This is a genomic window from Cyanobium sp. L1E-Cus, assembly GCF_024345755.1.
In the GTDB taxonomy this organism is placed as follows: domain Bacteria; phylum Cyanobacteriota; class Cyanobacteriia; order PCC-6307; family Cyanobiaceae; genus Cyanobium_A; species Cyanobium_A usitatum.
Map to the genome: position 1 here is coordinate 37,096 of NZ_JAGQBS010000009.1, position 21,995 is coordinate 59,090.

Annotated in this window: 16 protein-coding genes; 7 read left to right on the forward strand and 9 right to left on the reverse strand. The window is 61.7% G+C overall.

Going from position 1 to position 21,995, the window contains the following annotated elements; genetic code table 11:
* Positions 1 to 19 precede the first annotated feature (19 nt).
* Positions 20 to 220: a hypothetical protein gene (locus KBZ22_RS09675; RefSeq protein WP_094592161.1), complete on the reverse strand. Its 201-nt coding sequence runs from the start codon at positions 218 to 220 to the stop codon at positions 20 to 22.
* A 256-nt stretch (positions 221 to 476) separates the two neighbouring features.
* On the opposite strand from KBZ22_RS09675, the gene KBZ22_RS09680 reads away from it, so the two are divergent.
* From KBZ22_RS09680 to KBZ22_RS09710, 7 genes are all read left to right on the forward strand, one after another.
* Positions 477 to 1,391 carry a major capsid protein gene (locus tag KBZ22_RS09680; RefSeq protein WP_255019211.1) on the forward strand — a complete coding sequence of 305 codons (915 nt, stop codon included), beginning with the start codon at positions 477 to 479 and terminating at the stop codon, positions 1,389 to 1,391.
* A 78-nt stretch (positions 1,392 to 1,469) separates the two neighbouring features.
* Complete coding sequence (locus KBZ22_RS09685) at positions 1,470 to 1,904, forward strand: hypothetical protein (protein WP_255021804.1); 435 nt, start codon at positions 1,470 to 1,472, stop codon at positions 1,902 to 1,904.
* A gap of 10 nt (positions 1,905 to 1,914) precedes the next feature.
* The gene (locus KBZ22_RS09690) at positions 1,915 to 2,613 is read left to right on the forward strand and encodes a hypothetical protein (protein WP_255021805.1); all 699 of its coding nucleotides are present in this window, start codon (positions 1,915 to 1,917) and stop codon (positions 2,611 to 2,613) included.
* Positions 2,614 to 2,693: 80 nt separating this feature from the next.
* Positions 2,694 to 2,936, forward strand: a complete 243-nt coding sequence (locus KBZ22_RS09695; RefSeq protein WP_255021806.1) for a hypothetical protein — start codon at positions 2,694 to 2,696, stop codon at positions 2,934 to 2,936.
* A 40-nt stretch (positions 2,937 to 2,976) separates the two neighbouring features.
* Positions 2,977 to 3,654, forward strand: a complete 678-nt coding sequence (locus tag KBZ22_RS09700; RefSeq protein ID WP_255021807.1) for a hypothetical protein — start codon at positions 2,977 to 2,979, stop codon at positions 3,652 to 3,654.
* 11 nt (positions 3,655 to 3,665) lie between these two features.
* Positions 3,666 to 4,715: a hypothetical protein gene (locus KBZ22_RS09705; protein ID WP_255021808.1), complete on the forward strand. Its 1,050-nt coding sequence runs from the start codon at positions 3,666 to 3,668 to the stop codon at positions 4,713 to 4,715.
* A gap of 3 nt (positions 4,716 to 4,718) precedes the next feature.
* Complete coding sequence (locus KBZ22_RS09710) at positions 4,719 to 4,913, forward strand: hypothetical protein (RefSeq protein WP_255021809.1); 195 nt, start codon at positions 4,719 to 4,721, stop codon at positions 4,911 to 4,913.
* Positions 4,914 to 4,924: 11 nt separating this feature from the next.
* On the opposite strand, the gene KBZ22_RS09715 is transcribed toward KBZ22_RS09710, so the two are convergent.
* The 8 genes from KBZ22_RS09715 to brxC all read right to left on the reverse strand — a co-directional run bounded on the left by KBZ22_RS09715 (position 4,925) and on the right by brxC (position 21,995).
* Positions 4,925 to 5,557, reverse strand: a complete 633-nt coding sequence (locus tag KBZ22_RS09715; protein ID WP_255021810.1) for a sigma-70 family RNA polymerase sigma factor — start codon at positions 5,555 to 5,557, stop codon at positions 4,925 to 4,927.
* 435 nt (positions 5,558 to 5,992) lie between these two features.
* Positions 5,993 to 7,120, reverse strand: a complete 1,128-nt coding sequence (locus KBZ22_RS09720) for a hypothetical protein (protein ID WP_396111922.1) — start codon at positions 7,118 to 7,120, stop codon at positions 5,993 to 5,995.
* Positions 7,121 to 7,257: 137 nt separating this feature from the next.
* The gene (gene brxL / locus KBZ22_RS09725) at positions 7,258 to 9,282 is read right to left on the reverse strand and encodes a protease Lon-related BREX system protein BrxL (RefSeq protein ID WP_255021811.1); all 2,025 of its coding nucleotides are present in this window, start codon (positions 9,280 to 9,282) and stop codon (positions 7,258 to 7,260) included.
* A gap of 123 nt (positions 9,283 to 9,405) precedes the next feature.
* The gene (locus KBZ22_RS09730) at positions 9,406 to 9,537 is read right to left on the reverse strand and encodes a hypothetical protein (RefSeq protein ID WP_255021812.1); all 132 of its coding nucleotides are present in this window, start codon (positions 9,535 to 9,537) and stop codon (positions 9,406 to 9,408) included.
* Complete coding sequence (locus tag KBZ22_RS09735; protein WP_255021813.1) at positions 9,537 to 11,222, reverse strand: Fic family protein; 1,686 nt, start codon at positions 11,220 to 11,222, stop codon at positions 9,537 to 9,539. The genes KBZ22_RS09730 and KBZ22_RS09735 overlap by 1 nt, the downstream gene beginning before the upstream one ends.
* 35 nt (positions 11,223 to 11,257) lie before the next feature.
* On the reverse strand, positions 11,258 to 13,927 hold the full coding sequence (locus tag KBZ22_RS09740; RefSeq protein ID WP_255021814.1) for a PglZ domain-containing protein: 2,670 nt from the start codon (positions 13,925 to 13,927) through the stop codon (positions 11,258 to 11,260).
* The gene (gene pglX / locus KBZ22_RS09745; protein ID WP_255021815.1) at positions 13,927 to 18,444 is read right to left on the reverse strand and encodes a BREX-1 system adenine-specific DNA-methyltransferase PglX; all 4,518 of its coding nucleotides are present in this window, start codon (positions 18,442 to 18,444) and stop codon (positions 13,927 to 13,929) included. Before pglX ends, KBZ22_RS09740 begins: the two co-directional genes overlap by 1 nt.
* A 14-nt stretch (positions 18,445 to 18,458) precedes the next feature.
* Positions 18,459 to 21,995, reverse strand: coding sequence for a BREX system P-loop protein BrxC (gene brxC / locus KBZ22_RS09750; protein WP_255021816.1), 3,537 nt, complete (start codon positions 21,993 to 21,995; stop codon positions 18,459 to 18,461).

Below are 21,995 nucleotides of genomic sequence, written 5' to 3' on the forward strand. Positions count from 1 at the left end.
CGCAGCCGGGGCCGCCCCCTCAGAAGGGCAGCTCGCTCTCGGGGCACCAGACGGGCACCGAAGCTGGCGTGGCCACCTGGCGCTCAAAGAGCAGATCAGCGCAGAGCTGCTCCAGCCGCTCCAGAGGAGCAGGGCGGTGGGCCGAGGCCTCTTCCCAGAGCAGCTCCAGGGTGCGGGAGCTCAGGAGCCGGAAGGCGCGGGTGCGGGATGCGGAAGCCATAGCAGGCGTAGCGGAGACCCCGAAGCAGGCCGGGCGGGGTCAAGGGGCAGCCCCCTCTGCAATGCGGAGCGCAGCGCAGCCAACGCACCAGTCCGGCTGACTCGCGTCAGCCCTTGAGGCCGCCCGGACCATGAGGAGGGCTGCGCGTAGCCGATCCACCAGGAGCTGGGCCACCACCGTTCTGTCTCCTCGGTGGTTTGGGGCGTGGGTCACCTGGCAACAGCTGCTGTTGTCACTGGGGCCAGGCCCCTGGAGCGTGCCCTTGGGCCTGACCTTGATCGAGGCGCAGAAATATGCCCGCCGAGCTGAACAGCTGGCGGTGCTCAAGACCTTTGCCGAGGGGGAGCTGCTGCGCCGCCTGCCCTTTCGCAACCTCGTGGGCGGCTCGCTGAGCTTCCCGGCCGAGACGAAACTCCCCCGCGTCGGCTTCCGCGCCGTCAACGAGGGCTACCGCCAGAGCTATGGGGTGATCAACTCCGATTCGGAGTTCGTGCACCTGTTCGGCGGCGACCTGGATGTGGACCGCTCGATCGTGGACCTCCAGGGCCCCGAGGCCCGTGCTGCCCAGACCGAGATGAAGGTGCGCTCGATGCGCCTCACCCTGGAGGCCGCGATCATCAATGGCGATGACACCTTTGATCCGCGGGCCTTCAACGGGCTGAGCAAGCGCCTGGCACCTGGAGAGGACCAGACCATCGACAACGGCGGCAGCACCCTCAACCTGCTGGCGCTGGAGGCGCTCACCGACAGCGTGATCGGCTACGGCGGCGACAAGGTGCTGATCGCCAGCAAGGCCGCCCGCCGCCAGATCAGCACCGCCTCCCGTCAGGCCGGCGGCGACCTCTACGAGGTAATTGACGGCCGCCACTATTTCGAGGGGATCGAGATCCTGCTGGTGGAGGAGGACGCCGAGGGCAACGCGGTGCTCGGCTACGACGAACCGGGGGACACCACCTCGATCTACTGCTGCGTGCTCGGGGATGCCGCCGTCTGCGGTCTGCAGGGCCCGTTCGAGGGGCGCTACGGGATCTCGGTGCGGGACTTCGGGGAGGTGCACGACGCGCCGGTGTTCCGCACGCGGGTGGATTGGTACGTGGGTTTTGCGGTGTGCAACCGCAAGGCCGCCGCACGCCTGTTCAACGTGGCGCCGATGCCGCTGGTGCTGCCCTGAGCTCGTTTGATCAGCTCCGCAAGACCCTGGCGGAACAACAGATCTTTTCCCCCTGTTCTTTGTTCTGGAGACCCTTCCATGACCTCTCAAGCCACTCGGCTGCTCGACGCCCAGACGCTGCTCGTCGGCTGGATCAACCACTCCGCCACCGACTGCTACGAGCACACCCGCAGCAGCGGTGATGTCGTCAACCTTGGCACCGATCTCGATGCCACCAGCTCCTTTGTGCTGGTGGCTTCCCACCCCGGCCATAGCGGGGCGGTGACGGTGACCCTGGAGCTGGCGCCGCTGCTGGCCGATGGCAACGCCGGCAGCTGGATCACCGCCGCGGCCGTCGCCATCCCCGCCGCTGGCGGCAAGGTGGAGGCGATCATCAGCGGCGCCGCCCTGCTGATCAACCCGGCTGACAGCGCGCTGATCACGCCGCCCTGCCTACGGCTGGCGCGGGCGACGGTTTCGCCTGGCACGCCTGCCGGGATGACCGTGGCGCTCACCGCCAACCAGGGGCTGTGAGGTGAGCACCATGGGCAACCCACTCGACACCCTCAACGTGACGGCCGGAGCTGAGGCCCTGCCGCTGGAGCTGCTGCAGCCTCTCGACAGCAGCAACCCCGCCTCCACGCCTGTACGCCTCTCGGGCCCGGAGCAGCGGCTCAACGTCACACCGGATCCAGGTGTAGGCGATGCAGCGCTGCTGCCGCCCAGCCAGCTGCTGATCGGCAAGGACGGTGCGACCCGCTCGATCTGGCCGGTGCACCTGGCCGGCTGGCAGGCCCTGGGCTGGCAGTTGCTCAGCCCCGCCAGTGGCGGCGATGAGCCGGTCCCGGTGGACTCCGAGGACAACGCGCAGGAACCGGAGCTGGCGGATGCTCTGGACCTCGAGCCCGAGCAACCGGAAGCGCCGGATCCCGCCCCGACACCCGATGAGCCCACTCCTACCGACGACCCGCTGGAGACCACCACCGATGGTGGCAAGGCCCTTTTGGCTTCTGAGCCCACCGACTTCCAGGCCATGACCAAGGCCCAGATCGTGGAGTTCTGCTCCACCGTTTACGGCGTGGAGCTCGATGGCAGCCAGACCAAGGCCGAGCTGGTGGAGCAGGCGATGGCGCTGGAGGCCCAGGCCAGCGGCAGCAGCACGGCCACCAGCGACGGCACGGGTGTCGCCAGCAGCGATCCTGCCGATCTGGCGGCCCTGGAGCTGGGGGATGCCCTGCTCTGATCCCAGCAGCCAGCGTCGCCCCAGCCAGCAGATCCCTGGCTGGGGGCTGGCAACAGCTCAGCAGCACTGCCCTGGCGCCGATGGCCACTCCCGATCCGGCTGTGCTGGCCGAGCTGACGGCCCAGTGCCGCAGCAGCAGTCGGCCCCAGGGGGTGATCTTCCTGGGCCAGGCCCAGCTGCAGGACGGCGGCACCCCTGAACCGCCACCAGCCGGGGGCGTCAGTTCGGTGCAAGCTCTGGCGCCGCTGCTCAGTGCCATCGCAGGCGATGGGGTGGTGGTGATCGCGCTGGACCTGCGCCTGCTCAGCCCCTTGCCGCCCTGATCTCTCCCCTCCACCTCTCTCCCCATCTGCACTGATCGCCATGGCCACCACCATTGAGAGCCGCACCGCCGGCCGCTCCCTGCCCCAGGCATCCGACCTGCTGCTGGTGCAGCGCGGCAGCACGCCCTACCGGGCCACTGCTGATGAGGTCAAGGCGTTCATGCTCACGCCGGCCACGGCGGCAGCGATCGGGGCGATCAAGCCCGGAACCAATCTCTCGGTGGATGCGGATGGCACCCTCCATGCCGCCATCCCTGGCGCTCTGCACTACCGGGGTGCGATCGACCCAACCACCGCGGAGGCCCCGGCCGATGCCGCTGTTGGAGACGTGTATTTGGCCAGTGCCGGCGGTCCTGCCCTGGCGAGCTGGAGCGGCATCGCCGGAGCGGAGATCGCCCAGGGGGACCTGCTGCTGTTTGACGGCAGCAGCTGGAGCGCCAACGCTGCCCTCGGCCCCGATGGCGCCGGCGTGATCCGCATCCAGGTAGCCGCACCGCTGAGCGTCGATGAAAGCGACCCGGCTCAACCGCTGCTGAGGGTCGAGCCTGCAACCACCGCCGCTGCCGGCGTGGTGCAGCTGGCCGACCCGTTGGCGCTGGCGGACGGCACACCCGGGCGGGTGGTGGACGCGGCCCAGCTGCAGGCGGCGATGGCCACGGCCCAGCCGGCCGGCGACTACATGCCCCTGGACCTGAGCACCCTGCCGGCCCTGCCCTGAGTGCCGCACTGATGACCCTCCAACCAGGCGACCTACTGGCCATCACCCGCCCCACCGGCCCCGCTGCCGGCACCTACCAGCTGCCTGCAGCAGGACTGGCGGAAATGCTGAACACGCCGCCAGTGCTGGCTATCAGCGGTGTGGTTTGGTCAACCGTGCGCTCGGCGGCAGACAACAGCTGGCAGGCGATCTGCTGGTCGCCGGAGCTGCAGATCTACGCCTGCGTAGCGGGCAGCGGCACGGGCAACCGGGTGATGACCTCAATCGATGGCATCCGCTGGAGCCCCCAACCATCAGCGGCGGATCAGAACTGGGTGGCGCTCTGCTGGGCCACCGAGCTGGGGCTGTTCGTGGCCGTCAGCGACAGCGGCACTGGGAATCGGGTGATGACCTCAACGGATGGCCGCAGCTGGACCCTGCGCCAGACGCCGGCCAACAACAACTGGACCGGGGTCTGCTGGGCACCAGAGCTGGGGCTTCTGGTGGCCGTGGCTAGCAGTGGCACAGGCAACCGGGTGATGACTAGCAGTGATGGCCTCACCTGGACAGCCCGCCCGGCTGCCGCTGATCAGGAGTGGCGCTCCCTCTGCTGGGCGCCTCAACTGGGGCTGCTGGTGGCGGTGAGCAGCAACGGCGGCACCCAGCGGGTGATGACCTCGCCGGATGGCCGCAACTGGACGCTGCGGACAGCTGCCGCAGCCAACAACTGGGCGGCAATCTGCTGGGCAGCAGAGCTGGGTTTGCTGGTGGCGCTGAGCAGCAGCGGCCGGGGCAACCGGGTGATGACCTCCCCCGATGGGATCAGCTGGAGCAGCCGCAGTTCAGCAGCCGACAACGCCTGGACCTCCCTCTGCTGGGCACCGGAGCGGGAGCTGCTGGTGGCGGTGAGCAGCAGCGGCACCGGCAACCGGATCATGACCAGCGGCGATGGCCTCAGTTGGACGGTGCGGAGCTCCCCGGCCGATCTGGGCTGGCGCTCGCTTTGTTGGTCGCCCCAGCGGCGCCAGTTCGTGGCTGTGAGCAACAGCGGCGCTGGCAACCGGGTGATGGTGAGCCCCTGAACCATGACTGACACGACGACACCCCTGCCAGCGCCTGGCTCGCGCTGCTGGCGGGATTTGATCAGCTCAGAGAGCGGCGCCACGGTGCTCAGCCTTGCAGCCGAGACGCCCGAGGACGATCCGATGGTGGAGCTGGCCTACGACGAGGGCGGCAGCGGCTGGTGGCCGCTCTCCACGCTGGTGTTTCAGCAAAGCTGAGATACGGGGCCTCACCCCCCACCCCCCAGCTGCTGGCGCAGGGTGGCGAGGGCCTTCTTCTGGGCCCGCTGCACCGCCATCGGGCTGATCTGCAGCTGCGCTGCGGCGGCTCGCAGGGAAAGACCCTCGAGGACGGTGAGCCGCAGGGCCGTGGCCTGGGCTGCCGGCAGCTGCTCCACCAGCTGCTCCAGCGCCAGGCCATTCACTGCCTCGCTAATGGCCGGCTCGGCCTCTGGTGCTGCCAGCTCATCGAGCAGGCAAGGCTCGCCATTGGCTGTGGCATCGAGGCTGATGTGGCCGAGCGGGTAGGTGCCCTTTTCGTGCTCGCGGCGGGAGATGCGCACCAGCCGCACCCGATCGCGCAGGTGGTGCTGCAGGGCCCCGGTGATGCAGCGGCGCAGATAGGGGCCAGCGGGCTCGCCTGCCCTGCAACGGGGAGCGGAGCGGACCAGTGCCTCGCGGGCCACCTGAATCAGATCCTCCCGCTCCACCAGCGGGAACAGGCGCCGGGCAGTGGCTAAGGCGATGGCATCAGCCAGGGGCAGGTGATCCAGCACGAGGGCATCACGGGCCTTGAGGCCAGAACGGCTGAGAGCTGGGGGCTGCTGCTTGCGGCGGCAGAGCGAGGAAGCAGTGGAAGCCATCGGCAGGACGGCGGAGAACCCCACCCCCACCGGCCGGCCGCAGCGCTGCGACAAGGACGCCCGACATCGGAGGGCGCCAGGCCCGATCCTTGACGCGGCGGGAGGACTGGCCTAGGGATGCGGTGGGTGTGCGCTGTCCAGATGGCAATTACTCCAGTGCCCCAGCAGATGCCCCGAGCCGCTTGGTGATCGGGTGCGCTGATACCTATCTCAGTGCACTCTCTTATTGATATGCCTGGGCTTCGAAGAGGCAAAGGACTGTGTTTTTAACGAGCTTTGCCACTAGGAGAGAAGGTATGTGGCGCTCAACAAGCAAGCCTCTTGGTTGAGCGGAGCAAAGAATCCTTGCACTATAAGACATAATGACTAATCAGCAAATCGGCGCGATGTGCTCATGCAAGTGCGCCGCAAGCTCCATCTCGCTATCAAATTTGCCTATGAGATTAGATGCTTGGCAAAGAACTTTCGCGCCTCTATCTCCTTCCCAATGACATCGGGATCCGGGCTAAGACTTAAAAGCCTGAGCGCATCATCCGTGCAAGTGAAGTGATTTGCCGAGAAAAAGAGATAGTTTATAATGCGCTTAATGTAAGACTGAGCTTGATAGCACAACATCCTTGCGTTATTCGATACAACCCCATCGTGCGCGTACTCATTACGACGCTCGCGAAGGTGAGTAAGCATGCTCCTGTGAAACATGCGATCGTCCTTGAAGAGAACCGAGCAGCGCTCTATAATTTTATTATGGCCTTCGTTTTGATCTGTTAGGCACAATCTCTCTAGCGCTGTCCACGCACCCATGAAAGCGGTGCTTGGATTGGGCTCATCAAATGCCCTTACAAATAAGAGTAGAGAAGATGCGATTCTCTGGCGAAAGTCAAAAGACAGCTTCGGCGAGTTAAGTCGCGCCAAGATGCGCGAGATGCTCTTCTTGAAAGACGCGCCTGAATTTGGTGGATTCGGAGCAAAGATCTTAGAGGCGATGAAGCCCGGTTCTTGCCATGGATCATCAAGGGCAAGACTCCCGTCGGCCTCATGAATGGTGTGAAATGCGCCAAGTCGTATGGTGTTTATTGGCCCCCATTCATGGCCGCCAATGGTTATTGATGGATTGGCATAAATGCACCAGCAGGCTCGCAGAAGATCTAGGGACTCAATACCTGCAGACATGGCCCCAAGTGGCGACTTTGCTGTGACGCTGAGTATCAAGTGATGATAGGCGCTATGATCCTTGATGCCCAATGCTCTAACGTGCGGTTGGCCCAGGGCGTCGAGCCTAGATCTGTATTTTTTAGGATAAAGCTTATCCGTGCATCCAGAGATCCGAATCCCATTAATTACGTATCCTCTGCTGGCTGCATCTGGACTTATTGATGCGGAGGCAAGGATTTTATAGTCTTTCTCTGGCCGAGAAAATGCTTTTCTGATCTCAGCATTGACGCACTCTAAGAAAGCCTCCGCGGAGAGGTCGTCTTTGTTGCATGCTTCGCCAACCGCCCTGACAACCGTTTCCCTCGTATCGATTGCACCTGGGGAGCCAGGGAAGTCAATCATCGACTCCAAGGCATGAAGCTTCTGATGTATTTCCAGTGACTGCGATGAAAAGCCGCTGGACCCGTTAGGCGTTATTGATGCATACAGAGAATTGAGAACATGCGGACCGGATTTCGCCTCTTTTGCCTTCCATCTTGCTGGCATCTCTAGTTCAGATCTAGCCCCTTGAACGTCGCTGTCTTCACATCGTTGTAGAAGATCGGATCGATCTTGTCGATCTCATCGGTGTTGATCTCGAGGAAGCTGCGCTTGTTCTCACCCGGGATCAGGGCGCAGCGGGCGCCGTTATCCATGGCGACCTGGAGGGGCTCCACAAGGGAGCGGGCGGCCTTGATGTTGCCCTGAATGCTCATGTCGCCCATGACCAGCATGCCGGCCCTGGCGGGGGCACGGCGGATGGCGGAAAAAGCGGCCAGGAAGAATGCCACGCCAACCTCAGCTTCAACCTTGTTGCCCAGGAGGTCGATGGCTTCGACGTTATAGTCGTAGCTGTCGGCCTCGTGGCTAATCGAGAAGGCGCTCTTGTTGGCCTGTAGATAGGCGAAAGCGCGCTGGATGGATTCCTTCATCTGGCCGCTGATGCCACCTGCCGGCTTGAGCTTGCCGTTGCCTGCTGCGATGGAGACCTCCAAGCGGTAGAGGCCAACCGTGCCATCCCCAGTTACGGACGCGGTGTAGACCGAACCCGGCGCCATCGGCTCCGCGGCGATTAGATCCTGACCGCCCTGCTCGGGCACGCCAACGAAATGCTCCTCGCCCGTGTCGTTGTCTGAGTAGCTGAAGGAGGTCTGGCTGTACTCGAAGGAGCCCATCTTCTTGAGCTGCTCCTTGACGCGCCTGCGGCACTCGATGGCGAGCTTGACGATGTCTTCGAGGTCTTCCTTTGACGGCTCCCCATGGGGATGGATGATCTTGACCAGCCCGGAGACGGTGCGGCGCACGGCCTTGCGGTCACGGGTGTTGAGGTGGCTGCCTAGGCCGAAGTGGCTGTCGCAGAGCTCGGTGTAGTTGAGCTTGCGCAGGTCGCGCAGGGCCTCGGCCAGGTAGTCGATCACGAAGCCGTAGTGGTCCGTGAAGAACTCGTTGCGCATGTTGGGAACTTCCCAGCCCGGCAGGTAGCAGTGCAGCCGGTCGATGAAGGCGCGGTCGTCGCGAATCACATCGGGCATCGGAGCAAACAGATGCCCCGTCTGCACCATCACGTCGATCGGCTGCTGGGTGTTGCCGAACATGGCGATGCTGGCGTCGCCGGCAAAGCTTTCTGCACCACGCTGGAACTGCCCCGACTCGCAGTAGGTCTTCATTGTGGTGATGACCTCCTTGGGCATCTTCTGGAGATCCGCTACCTCGTCGAAGCCGACGACGTCCCAGATCGACACCATCCCTTTGACCTTGCCGCTCATGTGGCCAAACAGGTTGGCCACGGTGGTGGGGCCGGTGAGCAGGGCGGCGTAGGGGGAGAGCTCCTGCACCGCAAAGCTCTTGCCGGTGCCGCGAGGACCGAGCTCCACCAGGTTGTAGTTGCGCTCGCAGAGCGGGATAAGCCGCAGCAGGAATAGGAGCTTGAGCCGCTGGCTGAACTGGGAGGGCTCGTAGCCCATCGAACGGATCAGCAGGTCGATCCATTCCTCGGTGCTGAACTGCGTCCGCAGCTTGCGGTATTCATCGAGGTTGAAGCTGGCCAGCTGGATCGGCGTGAGCTGGCTGATCGAGAAGGGTGCCCGGCTGTCGCTTTCATCCCACTCCACCTCCACTTGGGCCCAGACACCGCCGGTGAGCAACCGCTCAAAGGCATGCACGTCGTCATCAGCGATGCGCAGGCTGTTGCTGCCGAAGTTGACGCACTCGGCCACATAGGTGTTGCCGACTAGGCGCACCTTGACCTTGTCGATAAAGGTGTAGCGCCCCTTCTGCTTGACCTTGCTCTGGGCCTTGGTGGCTTCGTCGGGTCGGATGTAGTTGTTGGCCAGGGTGTCGCGCACCACCGAGAGCCCTAGCTCGATCGCTGCCGAGTCAGAGGAGGCGCAGTACTTGCCGAGCAGATACTCGAGCACGAACACCGGCACGTTGGCGCCGACCTTTACGGCCCGCACCAGGTCCTTGCGGACGCACTTGCCCGCGAAAACCTGATTGACCTTGTCGTCGAGGGCGTCGCGGGCGGGGGTGCTCATGGCTTGGTCAGAGGACGATGGCGGGAATGCGGTGCTCGGCAGGACAGGGCGGTTTGTGGGGCACGGGTGAACGACAAACGGGCTTGTGGATCACGAAAACCGCTCCGTGATCCACAAGAGGGGTCATGGTGGCCCCTCCAGCAGACCCTCGTGGCGGGCCAGGCTGGCATTGACAGGACCCAGCAGCGGGAACAGCTGCTGCCAATCGAGCTGTGGTGGGGGGAAGCCGCCCAGGTGGCAATGAACAGGAGTCATCACGCGACTGGATCGACTGGCAGCTGCGTGTTCGCCGCAAAAACAGATTTCCCTAAACGGGTCAGTCGATATTTTTGCTGCGGACTGCGTGGTGCTTCGGGCATGGTCATCTCCACCATTTCAGCGTTAAGAAGAGGGTCGAGGAGCTTGGCGCTGAAACTGGCTGGGCGCTTTATCTCCATGAAATCCATCAACGCACGCTTACTGTGCTCGTTGTATGCCATAAATTTCAGCAATGCAAGTTGCTCCTTCGTCAGGCTTGCATGCGAGGAGCTGCCATCTTGCATTTTATCTGTGCTTTCACCTTGATCACTTACTTCAACACCATCTTGTACGCTCACTTGAACGCCGTCTTGTACGCTCACTTCAACACCATCTTGTACGGTAGCTTGATCAGCTGAGTCCAAGGGGTCTGAACTGTTATGGGGAGCTCTTGGCTTCTGAGATGCTTTCCATTGCGGGTGAACCGGAAGAACGACAAGAAAAAAGGTGCGATCCTCATCGGTTTCAAACACAGGAGGAGGGGAACCATTCGATAGCATCTCTTTAATCATTATTGGTATCCCCGTGGCACGACCTTCGCAGAGGTCGAGCTCCTTAAGGAATTCGCCGATCCTCCGGTTTCTATACCGCCGAGCAACCGCTTTGCCCTCCTGCAGACGCTCGAGCGATATTGAACGATCAGGACCAGGAAAACTCAGAATAGAAATCTCATCCGGTGTGATACGAATCTCCACGGGCTCTCTCAGCTCGTAGCTGCGGTGATAGACGGCATTTACTACGGCTTCCTCAAGTGCCGTGAATGGATAGTTGTAATGACGGGTGGCCTCAGGTCGATCAGCATGCTTAACGACAGACTGAATCAGGTAGTTTCTCTTGATGTAATCGAGTGACTCGATAAGGATCTGCGAGAGAGGGCCAGCAAAGGTTTTCTCTGTAAACGTTGAGCCGCTCGGACCTTCCGGCATCCAAACAACATCAATCTGGGTTTGTGGAAAGTAACGGGCCGGATCTTCGTTAAAGAAGAGAAGACCAACATTCAATGGCCAAAGGTGCTCTTTCGGTCCACGAGCGATCTGCATTTGCCTCGCCAAAGCATCCAGAGGCTGATCGGCCACCTCAGAGGCGAGATCACTATTGATTGCGTAGAGGAATTCTGCAATCAGCTTCGGAGAGAGATCAGTGAGCTTGGCTTGCTGATTAATGCGATCGTCATATGGGACAGAAGCGGCCAGGCCCAGCAACTCCTGCTCCTCTAAAGACCTTGCTTTTACAGTTGTCGAATTTCTGCGAATGTAGTATCCATAATCTTTGCAGTTCTTGATTGGAAATAGCTTAGCCTTGTAGGGTCTGCTCTCACCGCCTGGGCACCAGATCACCAGGATGTGACGGTCTTCGACTATGCAGGGAAAGGCAATGGGGTGATAAACAGGCAAAATTGCCGCATGGCCAAGCTGAATCAATTCCTTCTGGATTGCATCAAGCGAATTCACTGGCAGGCCAGTAGGTGGCAAAACTGCGACTCCGTCTGCCTCTTTGACTCCAACAATGATGTAGCCACCGCCGAGGTTGTGAAAATCGTTAGCGAAAGCACAAATAGTATGGAGAATTGGCTCTGGATTCCATCCTTCCTTGAATTCCAACCGTTCAGACTCAACATGCTTACCCCTGAGCAGGGCCTGCACGTTGAGGGGTGGAGGTAGCGGCTGCGCTGGCATCATCACCCGATCAGATCCACGGGCAGATCCGGGCTCTTGTGCAGCACCAGGTCGGTGGCGGCGTCACGCAGCTCCAGGTAGAGCTTCTTGCCGCTCCAGTCGCCTGGAATCAGCAGGCCGATGGTGGCGGGCTGGCCGGGGGTGAGGGTGAGGCGGTTTGTGCCTGTGTCGAGGTCAGCGTCGATGGCCTGGATGGGCGTAGCTACCAGGTCTTCTGTTTTGCAGTCGTAGGCAGCGAGCACTGTCTGGCGGTTTTTGCCCTGGTTGAGCAGGTCGACGGGTAGCTCGATCGGCACCATCAAGATGCGATTGGTGACCCTCTCAACCAGCGTTCCTGGCCAGGGCTTCTGCTTTTTGGCCTTGCCTGCGCCCTCCGGGGCAGTGCCAGGCGCTGCGCAGCGGAAGCTGAGCAGGGGGATCAGCAGCTCCTGGATGCTGCTGCCGCCGTGGTGAAAGCAGAGGCTGCCACCAGCCTTGAGCACCCCGGAAGAACGGGGCAGCACCACCGAGAGACCGTCCTGTCCGTAGCCAAGGGCAGCGGGCTGGATTTCCACGCAGGAGGGATTGACGGCGGAGGGGTGGCCAAGCCAGCAGCGCCGCTCCAGCTTGAACAGCTTTCCGTCGGGAGGGTCGATGCGCATGGCGGGCTCTCGGCCCAGGGGCAGATGCAGGAAGCCGTGATCCGCGGTGATCACGAAGCGCTCCAGCGGCTGCTCCAGCGGCAGGGCTGCCAGGCGGCGCACGGCGTCTTCGATGGTGTCGAGCTCGCGCTGCATGTCGGTGCGCACGTTGGCGAGGTTGTCGTCGGTGTCGCGCTCACCGGCGTGGTCGATGCCGGTGCTGGTGACCACCACTGGACCAGTACCGGCAAGCTTCTCGAGCAGCACGGCCTCCTTGCTGCGAATCAGCTCCACCAGCGAGATCACTACGGCGGTGGGCACCCGCTGCTGCAGGTGGGCGAGGCGCTTGGGCTTGTCATTGCTCCAGCCAACCGGCACCCCATCGACCACGGAGCAGGGGCTGCCAGCGACATCGGCCACCGCAAAGCTGCGCTCCGCGCCGGGCAGCAGGGCGGCCATGCCAACGGGCGTGATTGAGGGCAGGGCGGCCTGGGCGATCTCCAGCTTGAGGTCGCTGAGCTGGTCGCGGCTCCAGCCACTGAAGCGCTCGTGCAAGGTGGCGCCCATCTCGTAGCGCAGGGCATCCACCCAGAACACCACGGCCCTGCCGGCGCCGGGCTGCACCCGCTCGCTCCAGGTGCGCGTCTGCGGGAAGGCACCAGGGATAAGCCAGCCTGCCTGCTGCAAGGCAGCGGTGAAACGTTGGGCCTGCTGCTCCAGCAGGGCCTCATAGCGGCCCCGCAGCTGCTCCAGAGCATCGCTGATTTCCACCTCGCTGGCGGTGAGCTCAGCCACCTGCTGCTCCAGGCGCCGCTGCAGGCCATCGACCTGCTGGGCGGCCTCTGCCTGATACGGAAGCCAGGCCTCAACGGCAGCGGCGGCCTTAGGCAGCTGGGCTTGCGCCTGCTCGAGGGCCACCCCGAGGGCGGCGGCGGTGCGAGCCAGCTCCCACTGCAGCCGGCGCCTGGCTTGCTGGGCATCGGTGGGCTGACCCACCAGCCAGAAGCTGTTGTGACGGGCGGCCACCAGCTCCTGCGCCTTCGCGTACTCGCCATTGGCAAGGAAGACATCGACGCTGCGCAACAGGAACTGTTCTTCGCAAGGGAAGGTATCGATCGAGCCGAGCACACCGGGCCGCTCGCCGCTGATCAGTGAGCGCAGCTCAAGCTCAGCTTCGATGCGATTAGCGATGGCGATGTAGGCGGGCGCGTGGCTGCGGCGCAGGCCCTGCACATCGGCGAGGGCGTTTTCTTCTGCGGCCTTACCCACCGGCAGCGACTGCCTGGCAAAGGCGCTGAGCTCATCGCCATGCCAGTCGTGCAGGAACTCATGCAGCAGCAGGGCCCGCTGGGCCCGCTGACGCCAGGCGGCCAGGGTTGTCTCTACTGGGAAGCCCAGGCCCCAGCGGCTGTGGAGCAGTTCCTGCAGTTCGTTCTCCAGCCCTTTGGCGCTGATGGCGTCATCGAGCCCATCTGCTGCCAGCCAGAGGCGGGCCAGCTCGGCGTTCTCGGGAGAGCTGTTGCGGCCCAGCTGCTGCTGAAACAGCGCCTTGAGCTGACTGAAGCCACCGCTACCTGCTTGCTCCAGGGCCAGGGCGATGTCGCGGTAGGTGAGATCGGGCCGCTTGAGCAGCTGCTCCACATTTTCGGGCTCGAGCACCTCACGCAGGTAGCCGCGGGCACGGCTGACCAGCTTGATCTCGAAGGTGCCGCCAGCGCGGAGCAGCTCCAGCAGCACGGCGCGGCCTTCGCTCTCGTGGTGATCCGGTAGGTAGACGAGCAGCGGATCGGGCAGATCTGCTGCAACGTGCGGTTCAAGCTGACTGCGCAGCTCGTAGAGGCTGCTGCCGGCCACCGCCCAGTCAGCCTGCTGCTCCCCGAAGCTGAGGCTGCCCAGCTCCTTGCCGCTGGGCGGGGCCGTAGCGACATCATCGAGAAAGGGCCGCAGCTGCTGGCCCGGATCAAAGACCAGCAGAACCCTGTGCTCACTGAGCTGCTTGGCCAGCTCCTGGCAGAGGCGGCGGTGGAGTTTATTGGGGGCTTCCGCTGCCATCATTCGCCCTCTCCAGCCTGGCTCTCAACAGCCGCCCGCCCTTGCTCCGTGAGCCGGTACTTGGCCCCACGGGCCGCCCCAAGCTGCACGATCTGACCGCCTTCCTTGAGCTGCTTGATCACAGCTGTGAGCGAAGCGGCCTCCACATCCAGCAGATCGGCGATGGCGTTTCTGCCGAGGCCTTCTGCTGGAGCAGCGGTGAGTACGAGCAGGGTCTGGCGCGAGGTTTTTGCGTCTACCTCGGGGGCAGATCCGCGGGGCCGGCGTGTTGTGCCGGTGGAGGACGACTTCGTGGCCCGCGGTGCGCGGGTACGAGCGGCTGCCACAGGTGGAGGTGCAGCGAGGAAGCGCTCCAGAGCGTTCTGCACCGCAGGCTTGCTGTACACGGCAAGCAGGGCCTGCAGCTCAGCTTCTGACACCTGACGCTGCAGCCAGTTGCCGTTATTGGTCTCCTGCCATAGGCGCTCTTCTAAGCCGTGGGCGATAGCCAGGCTGCGATCGGTGACGCACTTCCTAATCACCCGTTCGGGCCAGAGATGGAAGGCGAGATGGGCCCAGTCGTAATCACCTTTAACCAGCTTGTCCCAGCACTCCTTGCACTTCTTCTGCCAGGGGGTGTAGGGCGTGATGCGCCAAAGAATGGCATGGTTGATGATCACACCATCATTGAGATTTGGATTCCAGAGGGGAGCGACTAGCTCTAGTTCACTCTTAAAAAGTCGGAGATCCTGAAGAAGGGCCTGCACCTCATGAAGGAGGCCGGCCCCATCACCCGATAGGCCTCCCTGGGATTCAAATCCGAACTGTTCCCGCTCGGCCTCTTGAATGCGTATCTCGACGAAATCACCCAGCAATCGGTAGAGCGTGTCTTGCGTGAAGCGGTGGTAGTAGAGCCAGGCTGAATAGTTCCCATTGCCAGCAGAGAGTTGCCAGTAGATGGGAGCCTGGCGGCGGCTTTTGGAGTAACGCTTGAAATGGTCGGCGAAGAAGCCAGCGGGCTTGCGGAAATAATCACGAATTGTCTTTACGCCGAGGATGTCGCAGGCTTCGTGCTCGATGGCTTCGGCTGTAGCGCCGGCATCTTTTGCATTCCAGATGATTTCGATGACCTCGCGGATGCGGTGCTCGAGGTCCAGCGGATGATTTGGGTCATCCACGAGGATGCCGCCCCACGGGATGCGGACGGGATACACGGCGGGCACATCTCCAGGGCAGGCGGGCAAGCCTTGATCATTCTGCAACTGGCCAGGTGGACAGGCCGGCAATGGTGCAAACGGATCGGGCAGCTCTGGCGCGGCTTGCTCGCCGGTTGCATACCGGACATCCCACCGGCCAACTGCACAACCAACGGCGTATGAAAGCATGTCAAACACCTTGCCTTTAGCAGATGTGTCGCACGCGGATTCATCTTCGGCCTTATCATCTGAATCTCTCTCAGTATCTGAGCCTGGGCTTCGTCGAGCCTCAATAGCCTCCTTTAGATCAAATTCCAATCCACTGAGTTCGTCTTTCGTAAGCCCAAGTGACTTGGCTAGCCGCAACTCTAGGTCTTCGCCCAGCAACGAAGATGGATTCCAGTTCGACGTGTCATCGCCTGCCCATTGCCGAATATAAGCTGGAGCAACAAAATCAGAGAAGGGCTCAAAGCCTCGAAAGAAATTCCTGCGGCCTTCAATTTCTAAGGCAATTTTCTTGGCAAGGTCTTTGTCAAGTTCATCCGGTAATTCGCTAAATGGTATTCGCTTTACTGTGTCAACAAGATGCTTCGGGCGCGCAAACATCTCTCCATAAAACCTGCTGAAGCACGATGCGATATTCGATGCAACTACTCCTAGCACGGTAAACTCGGCCCCTGGGCGAGGAAAACCCATATAGCGACTTGCTGATGGAATGCATCCTGCTGGAATAACGTAAGGTATTAGCCTGAAAGCTCGCAGTGTCCAGCTAAATCCGGGCCGGAAATAGAGGTCTTCGCTGGGTATATATCTAGATGGCGATTCCCCCTTGGAGCGCCAATGCTCCTTGAGCCTGAGCCCTTGATTCTCCCAGTCGATTAAGACAGTTAATGGTGAATACCAAGGTTGTGACGAGCCCGAGCGAACATGGAATGCCCACCGCTTACCTTTCGAGAACTGTTCGCGAAAGTTTGGCGTGGAATCAGTGGTGGTCGCGATTAGATCAGCGGGAACCTCCCAGAGCGCCCGGATAAAACGACCGTTGTCACCTGTTCCGAGGCCCTGTCGAATTACGGCAGCTGCCGGCTCAAGCTCGATATGAGCTGCCAGTTTCCCTCTTACCTCTTGAGACACCCAATAAATCCAGGGGCCTAATGGCAGGCATTTGCACTCCCCAATATTGAAGTCAAATATCCGGTTACCCGAATAAGAGGTGACTGCTCTGAGAAGCGTGCTGGCCTTATCATCATCGACCAAGAGGCGGAATACCCTAGTCAAACCCTTCTTGGCGGGCGGTGCTTTTTCTACAATGTAAGAAGCAGCTTCTACGGTGGCATCGTCAAGGACTCCAAATCCAAGGTCTGCTATGGAAATGACTGAATGGCTTGCCATGATGGTCTTCCTCCATTCATCAAACGACTTAATGAAAAAACCAACTCGACTAGAAATTTCTCCAAGGAGCCCCTTGCTGACAAGAAGGGCTAGCATCCGGTCGGTGAATGCCGCAAAAAGGTCCTGGTTCGTTAAAGGATAATTAGAGCCAAGAAGGGCCTGAGTCTGCTTAGAGGGCTCTCCGAAAGGAGGATTCATTACAGCAACATCGTATCTTTTACGGCAGATGTCAATAAAGGCAAAGCCCTGAGCCGCGTCCTCGGCAAAGAGCCTGCGCTGGAAACTGCCACCGCTTTCAGCCTGCTCGGAGTAGTCACTCAGCGCAACGTAGATACGCTCCTCAATAGTGACCCAGAAATCCTTGGTAAGGTTCTGAAGATCAGCGTTCAGTGAAGAACCAACCACGCCGAGTTCAGCCATCTCGGCTCCACTGAAAAGATCCCGCTGCTGAATAGCAAGCTTTTGCCATTCCCTTTGCGCCTGCTCAATGGCATCACGGATCTCCTCTTCAATCTTGAGCAGCGAACCGGCCTCACCCGCCAGCTGCATCTTGTCAAAGATCGTCTCCAACAACTGCTGAACAAGTCCCCTTTCTGCTTCAGGGAATTGCTGATCAACAAAATCAGCCAGTAACTCCCGCTCACCTGGCATCGGTTCAGCGCACACCACATTGGAGCGAGTGATTGCTGGGCGAGCTGCAACCTCTACTCTCTGCTCCTGCCAGGCTCGCTGTGCCCTTAGCCAGAGAGTCAGCCTGGCGATCTGGGTAGCCCGGGGATCAATGTCTACGCCGTGGATGTTGTGCTGCAGGATCAGCCTGGGCACCTCTCGCAAGAAATCTGCCTTGCTGGCGAAGTCCGCTGCATAGGCAACAAAGGGTGCAAAGGCTTCTTCTTGCTTTGCCTGCTCATCTGAACCTTGGGCAATCTCCCAGGCCTCCTCGTAGATTGCTAGATAGAGGTCAAAGGCATAAAGCCCAAAGTGCATTGAGCCGCAGGCCGGATCCAGCATCCGGATCTCTCGCGGATCCTTCAGTGGTCGATTGTTGATGTGAACCGGCTGCCTGAGCAGCTCCTCCTGGCTGAGGGCCTCATCAGCAACTACCTCCGCTGGTGCCTCTTCTCCTGGCTGCAGCCAGATCTCATTAGGTCGCCGCACCAGATAGCGGCAACGCTCTTTTAGGCCGGTATCACCTTGCCGCATCTCATACCAGATGCGGCCCAGGGTGTTATCGGTGAGGAACTCCACCACATAGCGCGGTGTAAAGAACTGGTTGCGTACTGCCAGTTCGCGGCTGTTGCGCGGCGCAGAAGACTCCTCGCGCATCTTCTTGCGCTCGGCATCACCGTTGAAGTACTGATAGATCCAGCCCAGGGTTTCATCTTCTCCCCAGAGCTCAGCCAGCTCTGGTCGGTTGAGGATGTCCAGCAGCTCCAAGAGTGCTGTGCGCTTTGGCCACAGCAAGCTGGCTGGATCGCGGGGATCAAACAGGGCCCGCAGCTCGCGGCTCACATCCTCAAAGATCGTCTCCAGGTACAGCCGGTAGCTGCTCTCTTGCTCCACCAGCAGCCCTTGGGCTACAGCAGTGAACTCCTGGAAACCCTCGCTCTCTAACCCACCACTGACGCAGGGCCGCACCAGCTCTCGGGCCTCCATGAGTTTCAAGGCCACAAAGTGGTTCAGCGCCGTGAAGGCCATCTCCCGCAGGGCCAGCAGCAAGGCCTCCTTCTCATCGTTGATCTGCGCAGACCTGTGCTCGATCCAGGCCAGGAGCTTCTCGCGGAGCAGTCGCTGCTCGGCCTGCAGGTGAGCGCCGGGTTCCTCGTTCCAGCGACCGGCGGCCACATTGATGTCGTAGGTCTCCAGCAGCTGCCTGCTGAACTCCTCTTCCAGTAGGCGGCGGGCTTCCTGGGTGGCCTTCTGCAGCTTGCTGCGTTGCTCCTTTTCCATGGCTTAGGCCCTCCTCATTGCAGTAAGACCTTGCGGTCGTTGCCTAGCTCTGCTTCGCAGCGCTGGCGGATGCGGTTGAGCACGTCGTCGAGACCAGCCGCATCGAAGGGTTCGCGGCACAGCTCTCGCACACTCACCGTGCTCACCTCCTGCTCGGGGAAGGCCCACTTCTGGGCAATCTGCTCCTGCTGGCGCAGCAGGCCTTCGAGCATTGCCGGCTGATCGCGCAGTCGCACCAGATCCAGGGCCTCAGCGTCGCAGGCCTTCTGCTGCAGCGGTGCCTTCAGCTGCTGCTGCCGCTCCGGCTCCAGCGCCGTAAAGCCAGGGGTCTGCTCCAGCTGCTGCACGCGCTGCTGCACCTGGGCAGCAAGGGCCTGCTGGGCTGCCTGGCGCCGCTGCGAGTAAGCCTCCTCCAGCTTCCTTGTGAGCTGGTCGATCTCAGGCAGCTTCTCGTAGAAGCTGGGTGCCTGCAGCCGATCATCAAGTGCGGCCTGGTCCGAATGCAGTTCCGCCGGCAGATCAGCCTCCTGCAGCAGCTGGCCCCAGATCTCAGCGCTCAGGGCTTTTCGAGCACGCTGCAGGTCGGCGCTGCGGCTAGCGAGCGTCTCCTGGATTCCCTTGGCCTTCTGCCAGGCCTCCTTGACAGCTTCTGCGCTGCTCTTGAACGCCAGCACTACCTCCTCATCGTTGTTGTCCTGCCAGGTGGACACCTGCTCGCTGGCCTGCTCAAGCGCCTCAATTCCTGGCAGCTGCAGCGGTGCCAGCGCCCGGCTGGCGCTGTTGAGCTCGGCATTGACGCCCACCGCCACTACGCGGATCTCACGGGCTAGGGGGCCTGGCTGCACGCCAGCAACGGTTTTGCCCGCAAACTTCTGGAACAGCTGGCTTGCTTGCAGCACATCTTCTGGCTTCAGCTTTCCGGCGTGGGCGACAAAAAGCGTGGCGCGGAAGGTGCTGTTGTTTGTAAATAGGGGCCGCACCTGGGGGTTGGCGGTGCCCACGAAGCTCTGGGCGTTGTGGGTGGCCTTGAACTTGCCGGCCACCTGCAGGGCCGCCACCAGAAACCTCACTGCATCGAGCGTCCAGCCGTAAGGAGCAGCACCAAAGTGATCGGCCAGCTCCTTGCCGCTCCAGCCGGCACTCTTCACCTGGCTGCGGTTGAGCACCGCCTGCAGAGCTGGGCGGTTGGTGTCGATCACCCACTGGCCGCCCTCCTCCTTGCAGAGCCGCAGCTTTTCGATTGAACCGCTGAGGCCCTTGAGGTTGTCGGCGCTGAGCAGCTTGGTGAGCTCCTCGCTGCTGGGGCTCACCTCCGCCTCGCCAAAGCGGGCGTAGATCTTGGCCAACCCCTCCTTGAGCGCCTCGCGCATCGCATCAACGGCGCTGGCGGGATTGGCTGGAAGCTCACAGATGCCGCCATTGAGCAGGATCTTGCCGTGGATCAGGGTTTGCTCCAGCAAGCGGCAGGCCTCCTTCTGGAAGCCAGCCAGCTTGCGGCGCTCCTCGCTGACCAGCTGCACCTGCCCCTTGTCGGTGGCGCCCTTGCCCTTCAAGTCGATCACCCTCTGAGAGCGGAACCACTCGCCCAAGGCCCGATCCAGCTCCTGGCTGGCGCCCAGCGCCCAGAAGAAGGTATTGGTCTCCTGCTGGCTGGTCTGGCGCAGCTGCTCCACCCGCTCTTCTTGGACCTCGCTGCTAGCAACCCGCTCCACCTTCACTGGCACATCACCCTTCACCAGCTCGCTGCCGCGGAAGTTGAGGGCAGCCTTAAAGCTCTTGACACCACTACCTAGAGCGGCGCTTGGGACCGGCTCCCAGATCAGCTTGAGGGCCTCAGCCAGCAACCCATTGCGCTCTGGCACCGAGGGGGCCTGCTGGTTGCGGGTTTGCTCCCAGTCTTCCTCTTGTGCGGTGGGGATCTTGTAGGTGCCGTCGGCTGCCTTGCGGATCAGGTTGCGTTCAGTTAGGTGCCGGCAGGCCTCCTGCACCTGGGATTCGAGCGAATCGGCATCGATAGCTGGGTGCAGCACCACGGCCACATTGCGCTCAGTGGCCGGCACCTGATCGACGAACTGCAGCAGGCAGATCGCCTTGGCCACCGGCACCGCGAGCGGATGATCGGCCTTGCTGGCGATATCGACGATCTTGCCGCGGTACTGCGAATCGATGTTGTTGCTCTGTAGATCAAACACCCGATCCAGGGTCACCAGCGCGCCCACCTGCTTGTCAGCCAGCCCGCTCTGGGGATTGGTGAGCAGCTCCTGGGCCAGCTTGATGATGGCGCGGTTGGCACCGCCGAACTGCTTGCTGGCGCCACCGGAGAGGCGCAGACCCGACACCACCTGAATGATCAGCTCGATCTGATACGGCAGCAGGGGGTAGAGGGCCGCGAAGCCTTTGGCGCCCAGCTCGGGCAAGCGAATCTTGGTGTCGAGCTTGGTGTGGGTGGCCAGGCGGCCCTGGTGCTGCTGGAACAACTCGGTGAGGGTCACCTCTCCCTGGGCGCTCTTACCCAGCACCCGCCGGCTGGTCACCTCAGCGATGTCGGAGGGCTCCAGCACAGGCTTGTAGGGGAAGCGATCCTGCAGACGCGCCAGCTCGGTGCGGTTGTCGTCGAGGTAACCCACCACATCGGAGAGCTTCTCCTGGGAGGTGACCATCACCCACACCCTGCCGCGGCCCTTAATGCCCAGCTGCTGCACGATCGCCTGTAGATCGAGCATCTTCTGGATGTCGCGGGCCACGTACTGGCCCACCTCATCCACCACAAACATCAGCTGCTTACCGGGATGCTTGCGAGCGAGTAGCTCGATGGTGCGCTCCGCCAGGCTGGCTGGTGTGATCGGCACGTTTTGATCGCGGGCGTTTTTAAGCCAGCTGTCTTTCTCGGCGTAGGTCTGCGGTTCTATGGCCTGCATCACGGCACTGGCCCTAGGCATCGCCTGTAGCAGGCGCGTCTTGGCGATGGCCCAGTCTTCTCCTGGGTAGAGCTCAGCAAAGGCAGCAAGGAAGGCCTGCAGCTGGCCCTGCTCTTCCAGCTCGATTTCTAGTTCGGCCACCTCCAGGCTGCTGGAGTAGCCGAGGTGATCGAGCAGCTTGCGATAGAAGATCTTGGTGAGATCTTCGCTGGCGTTGACGTTGCGATCCGCCGATACATCAAAGATGATCGCTTCAGTGGGGATCTGCTCCTTGATCGCCCCCAGCAACGCCTTGATCGCCTGATTATTAGCTCGCTGCGCCAGTAGGTCGCCTGCACTGACGCCGCCCAGGTCCCGGTTGCTGATCGCTAGGCCCACATATTTGGCGAAGCTCGACTTACCTGCCCCGAAGAAGCCCGCCACCCAGATCGCAATCGCTTCGCTGGGTTGATTCACCGACTGGCGGTAACCCTCCAGCACCTTGAGCATGCTGCTCTCAATCGATTCGGTGAGGATGTATTCATCGATCTCCTGGCGCACGATCGCCACATCGTCTTGATCGACCTTGATCACTTCTTCGATCTTGCGATCGATCTGGCCGGAGAAGAGTTCGCGAATGGTTTGGGAAGTCAT

Excerpts from the sequence above, each read along its gene's own strand:
- KBZ22_RS09675 (WP_094592161.1), bottom strand. The coding sequence starts at position 220 with ATGGCTTCCGCATCCCGCACCCGCGCCTTCCGGCTCCTGAGCTCCCGC.
- KBZ22_RS09685 (WP_255021804.1), top strand. The coding sequence starts at position 1,470 with ATGACCTCTCAAGCCACTCGGCTGCTCGACGCCCAGACGCTGCTCGTC.
- KBZ22_RS09690 (WP_255021805.1), top strand. The coding sequence starts at position 1,915 with ATGGGCAACCCACTCGACACCCTCAACGTGACGGCCGGAGCTGAGGCC.
- KBZ22_RS09695 (WP_255021806.1), top strand. The coding sequence starts at position 2,694 with ATGGCCACTCCCGATCCGGCTGTGCTGGCCGAGCTGACGGCCCAGTGC.
- KBZ22_RS09700 (WP_255021807.1), top strand. The coding sequence starts at position 2,977 with ATGGCCACCACCATTGAGAGCCGCACCGCCGGCCGCTCCCTGCCCCAG.
- KBZ22_RS09705 (WP_255021808.1), top strand. The coding sequence starts at position 3,666 with ATGACCCTCCAACCAGGCGACCTACTGGCCATCACCCGCCCCACCGGC.
- KBZ22_RS09710 (WP_255021809.1), top strand. The coding sequence starts at position 4,719 with ATGACTGACACGACGACACCCCTGCCAGCGCCTGGCTCGCGCTGCTGG.
- KBZ22_RS09715 (WP_255021810.1), bottom strand. The coding sequence starts at position 5,557 with ATGGCTTCCACTGCTTCCTCGCTCTGCCGCCGCAAGCAGCAGCCCCCA.
- brxL (WP_255021811.1), bottom strand. The coding sequence starts at position 9,282 with ATGAGCACCCCCGCCCGCGACGCCCTCGACGACAAGGTCAATCAGGTT.
- KBZ22_RS09730 (WP_255021812.1), bottom strand. The coding sequence starts at position 9,537 with ATGACTCCTGTTCATTGCCACCTGGGCGGCTTCCCCCCACCACAGCTC.
- KBZ22_RS09740 (WP_255021814.1), bottom strand. The coding sequence starts at position 13,927 with ATGGCAGCGGAAGCCCCCAATAAACTCCACCGCCGCCTCTGCCAGGAG.
- pglX (WP_255021815.1), bottom strand. The coding sequence starts at position 18,444 with ATGGAAAAGGAGCAACGCAGCAAGCTGCAGAAGGCCACCCAGGAAGCC.
- brxC (WP_255021816.1), bottom strand. The coding sequence starts at position 21,995 with ATGACTTCCCAAACCATTCGCGAACTCTTCTCCGGCCAGATCGATCGC.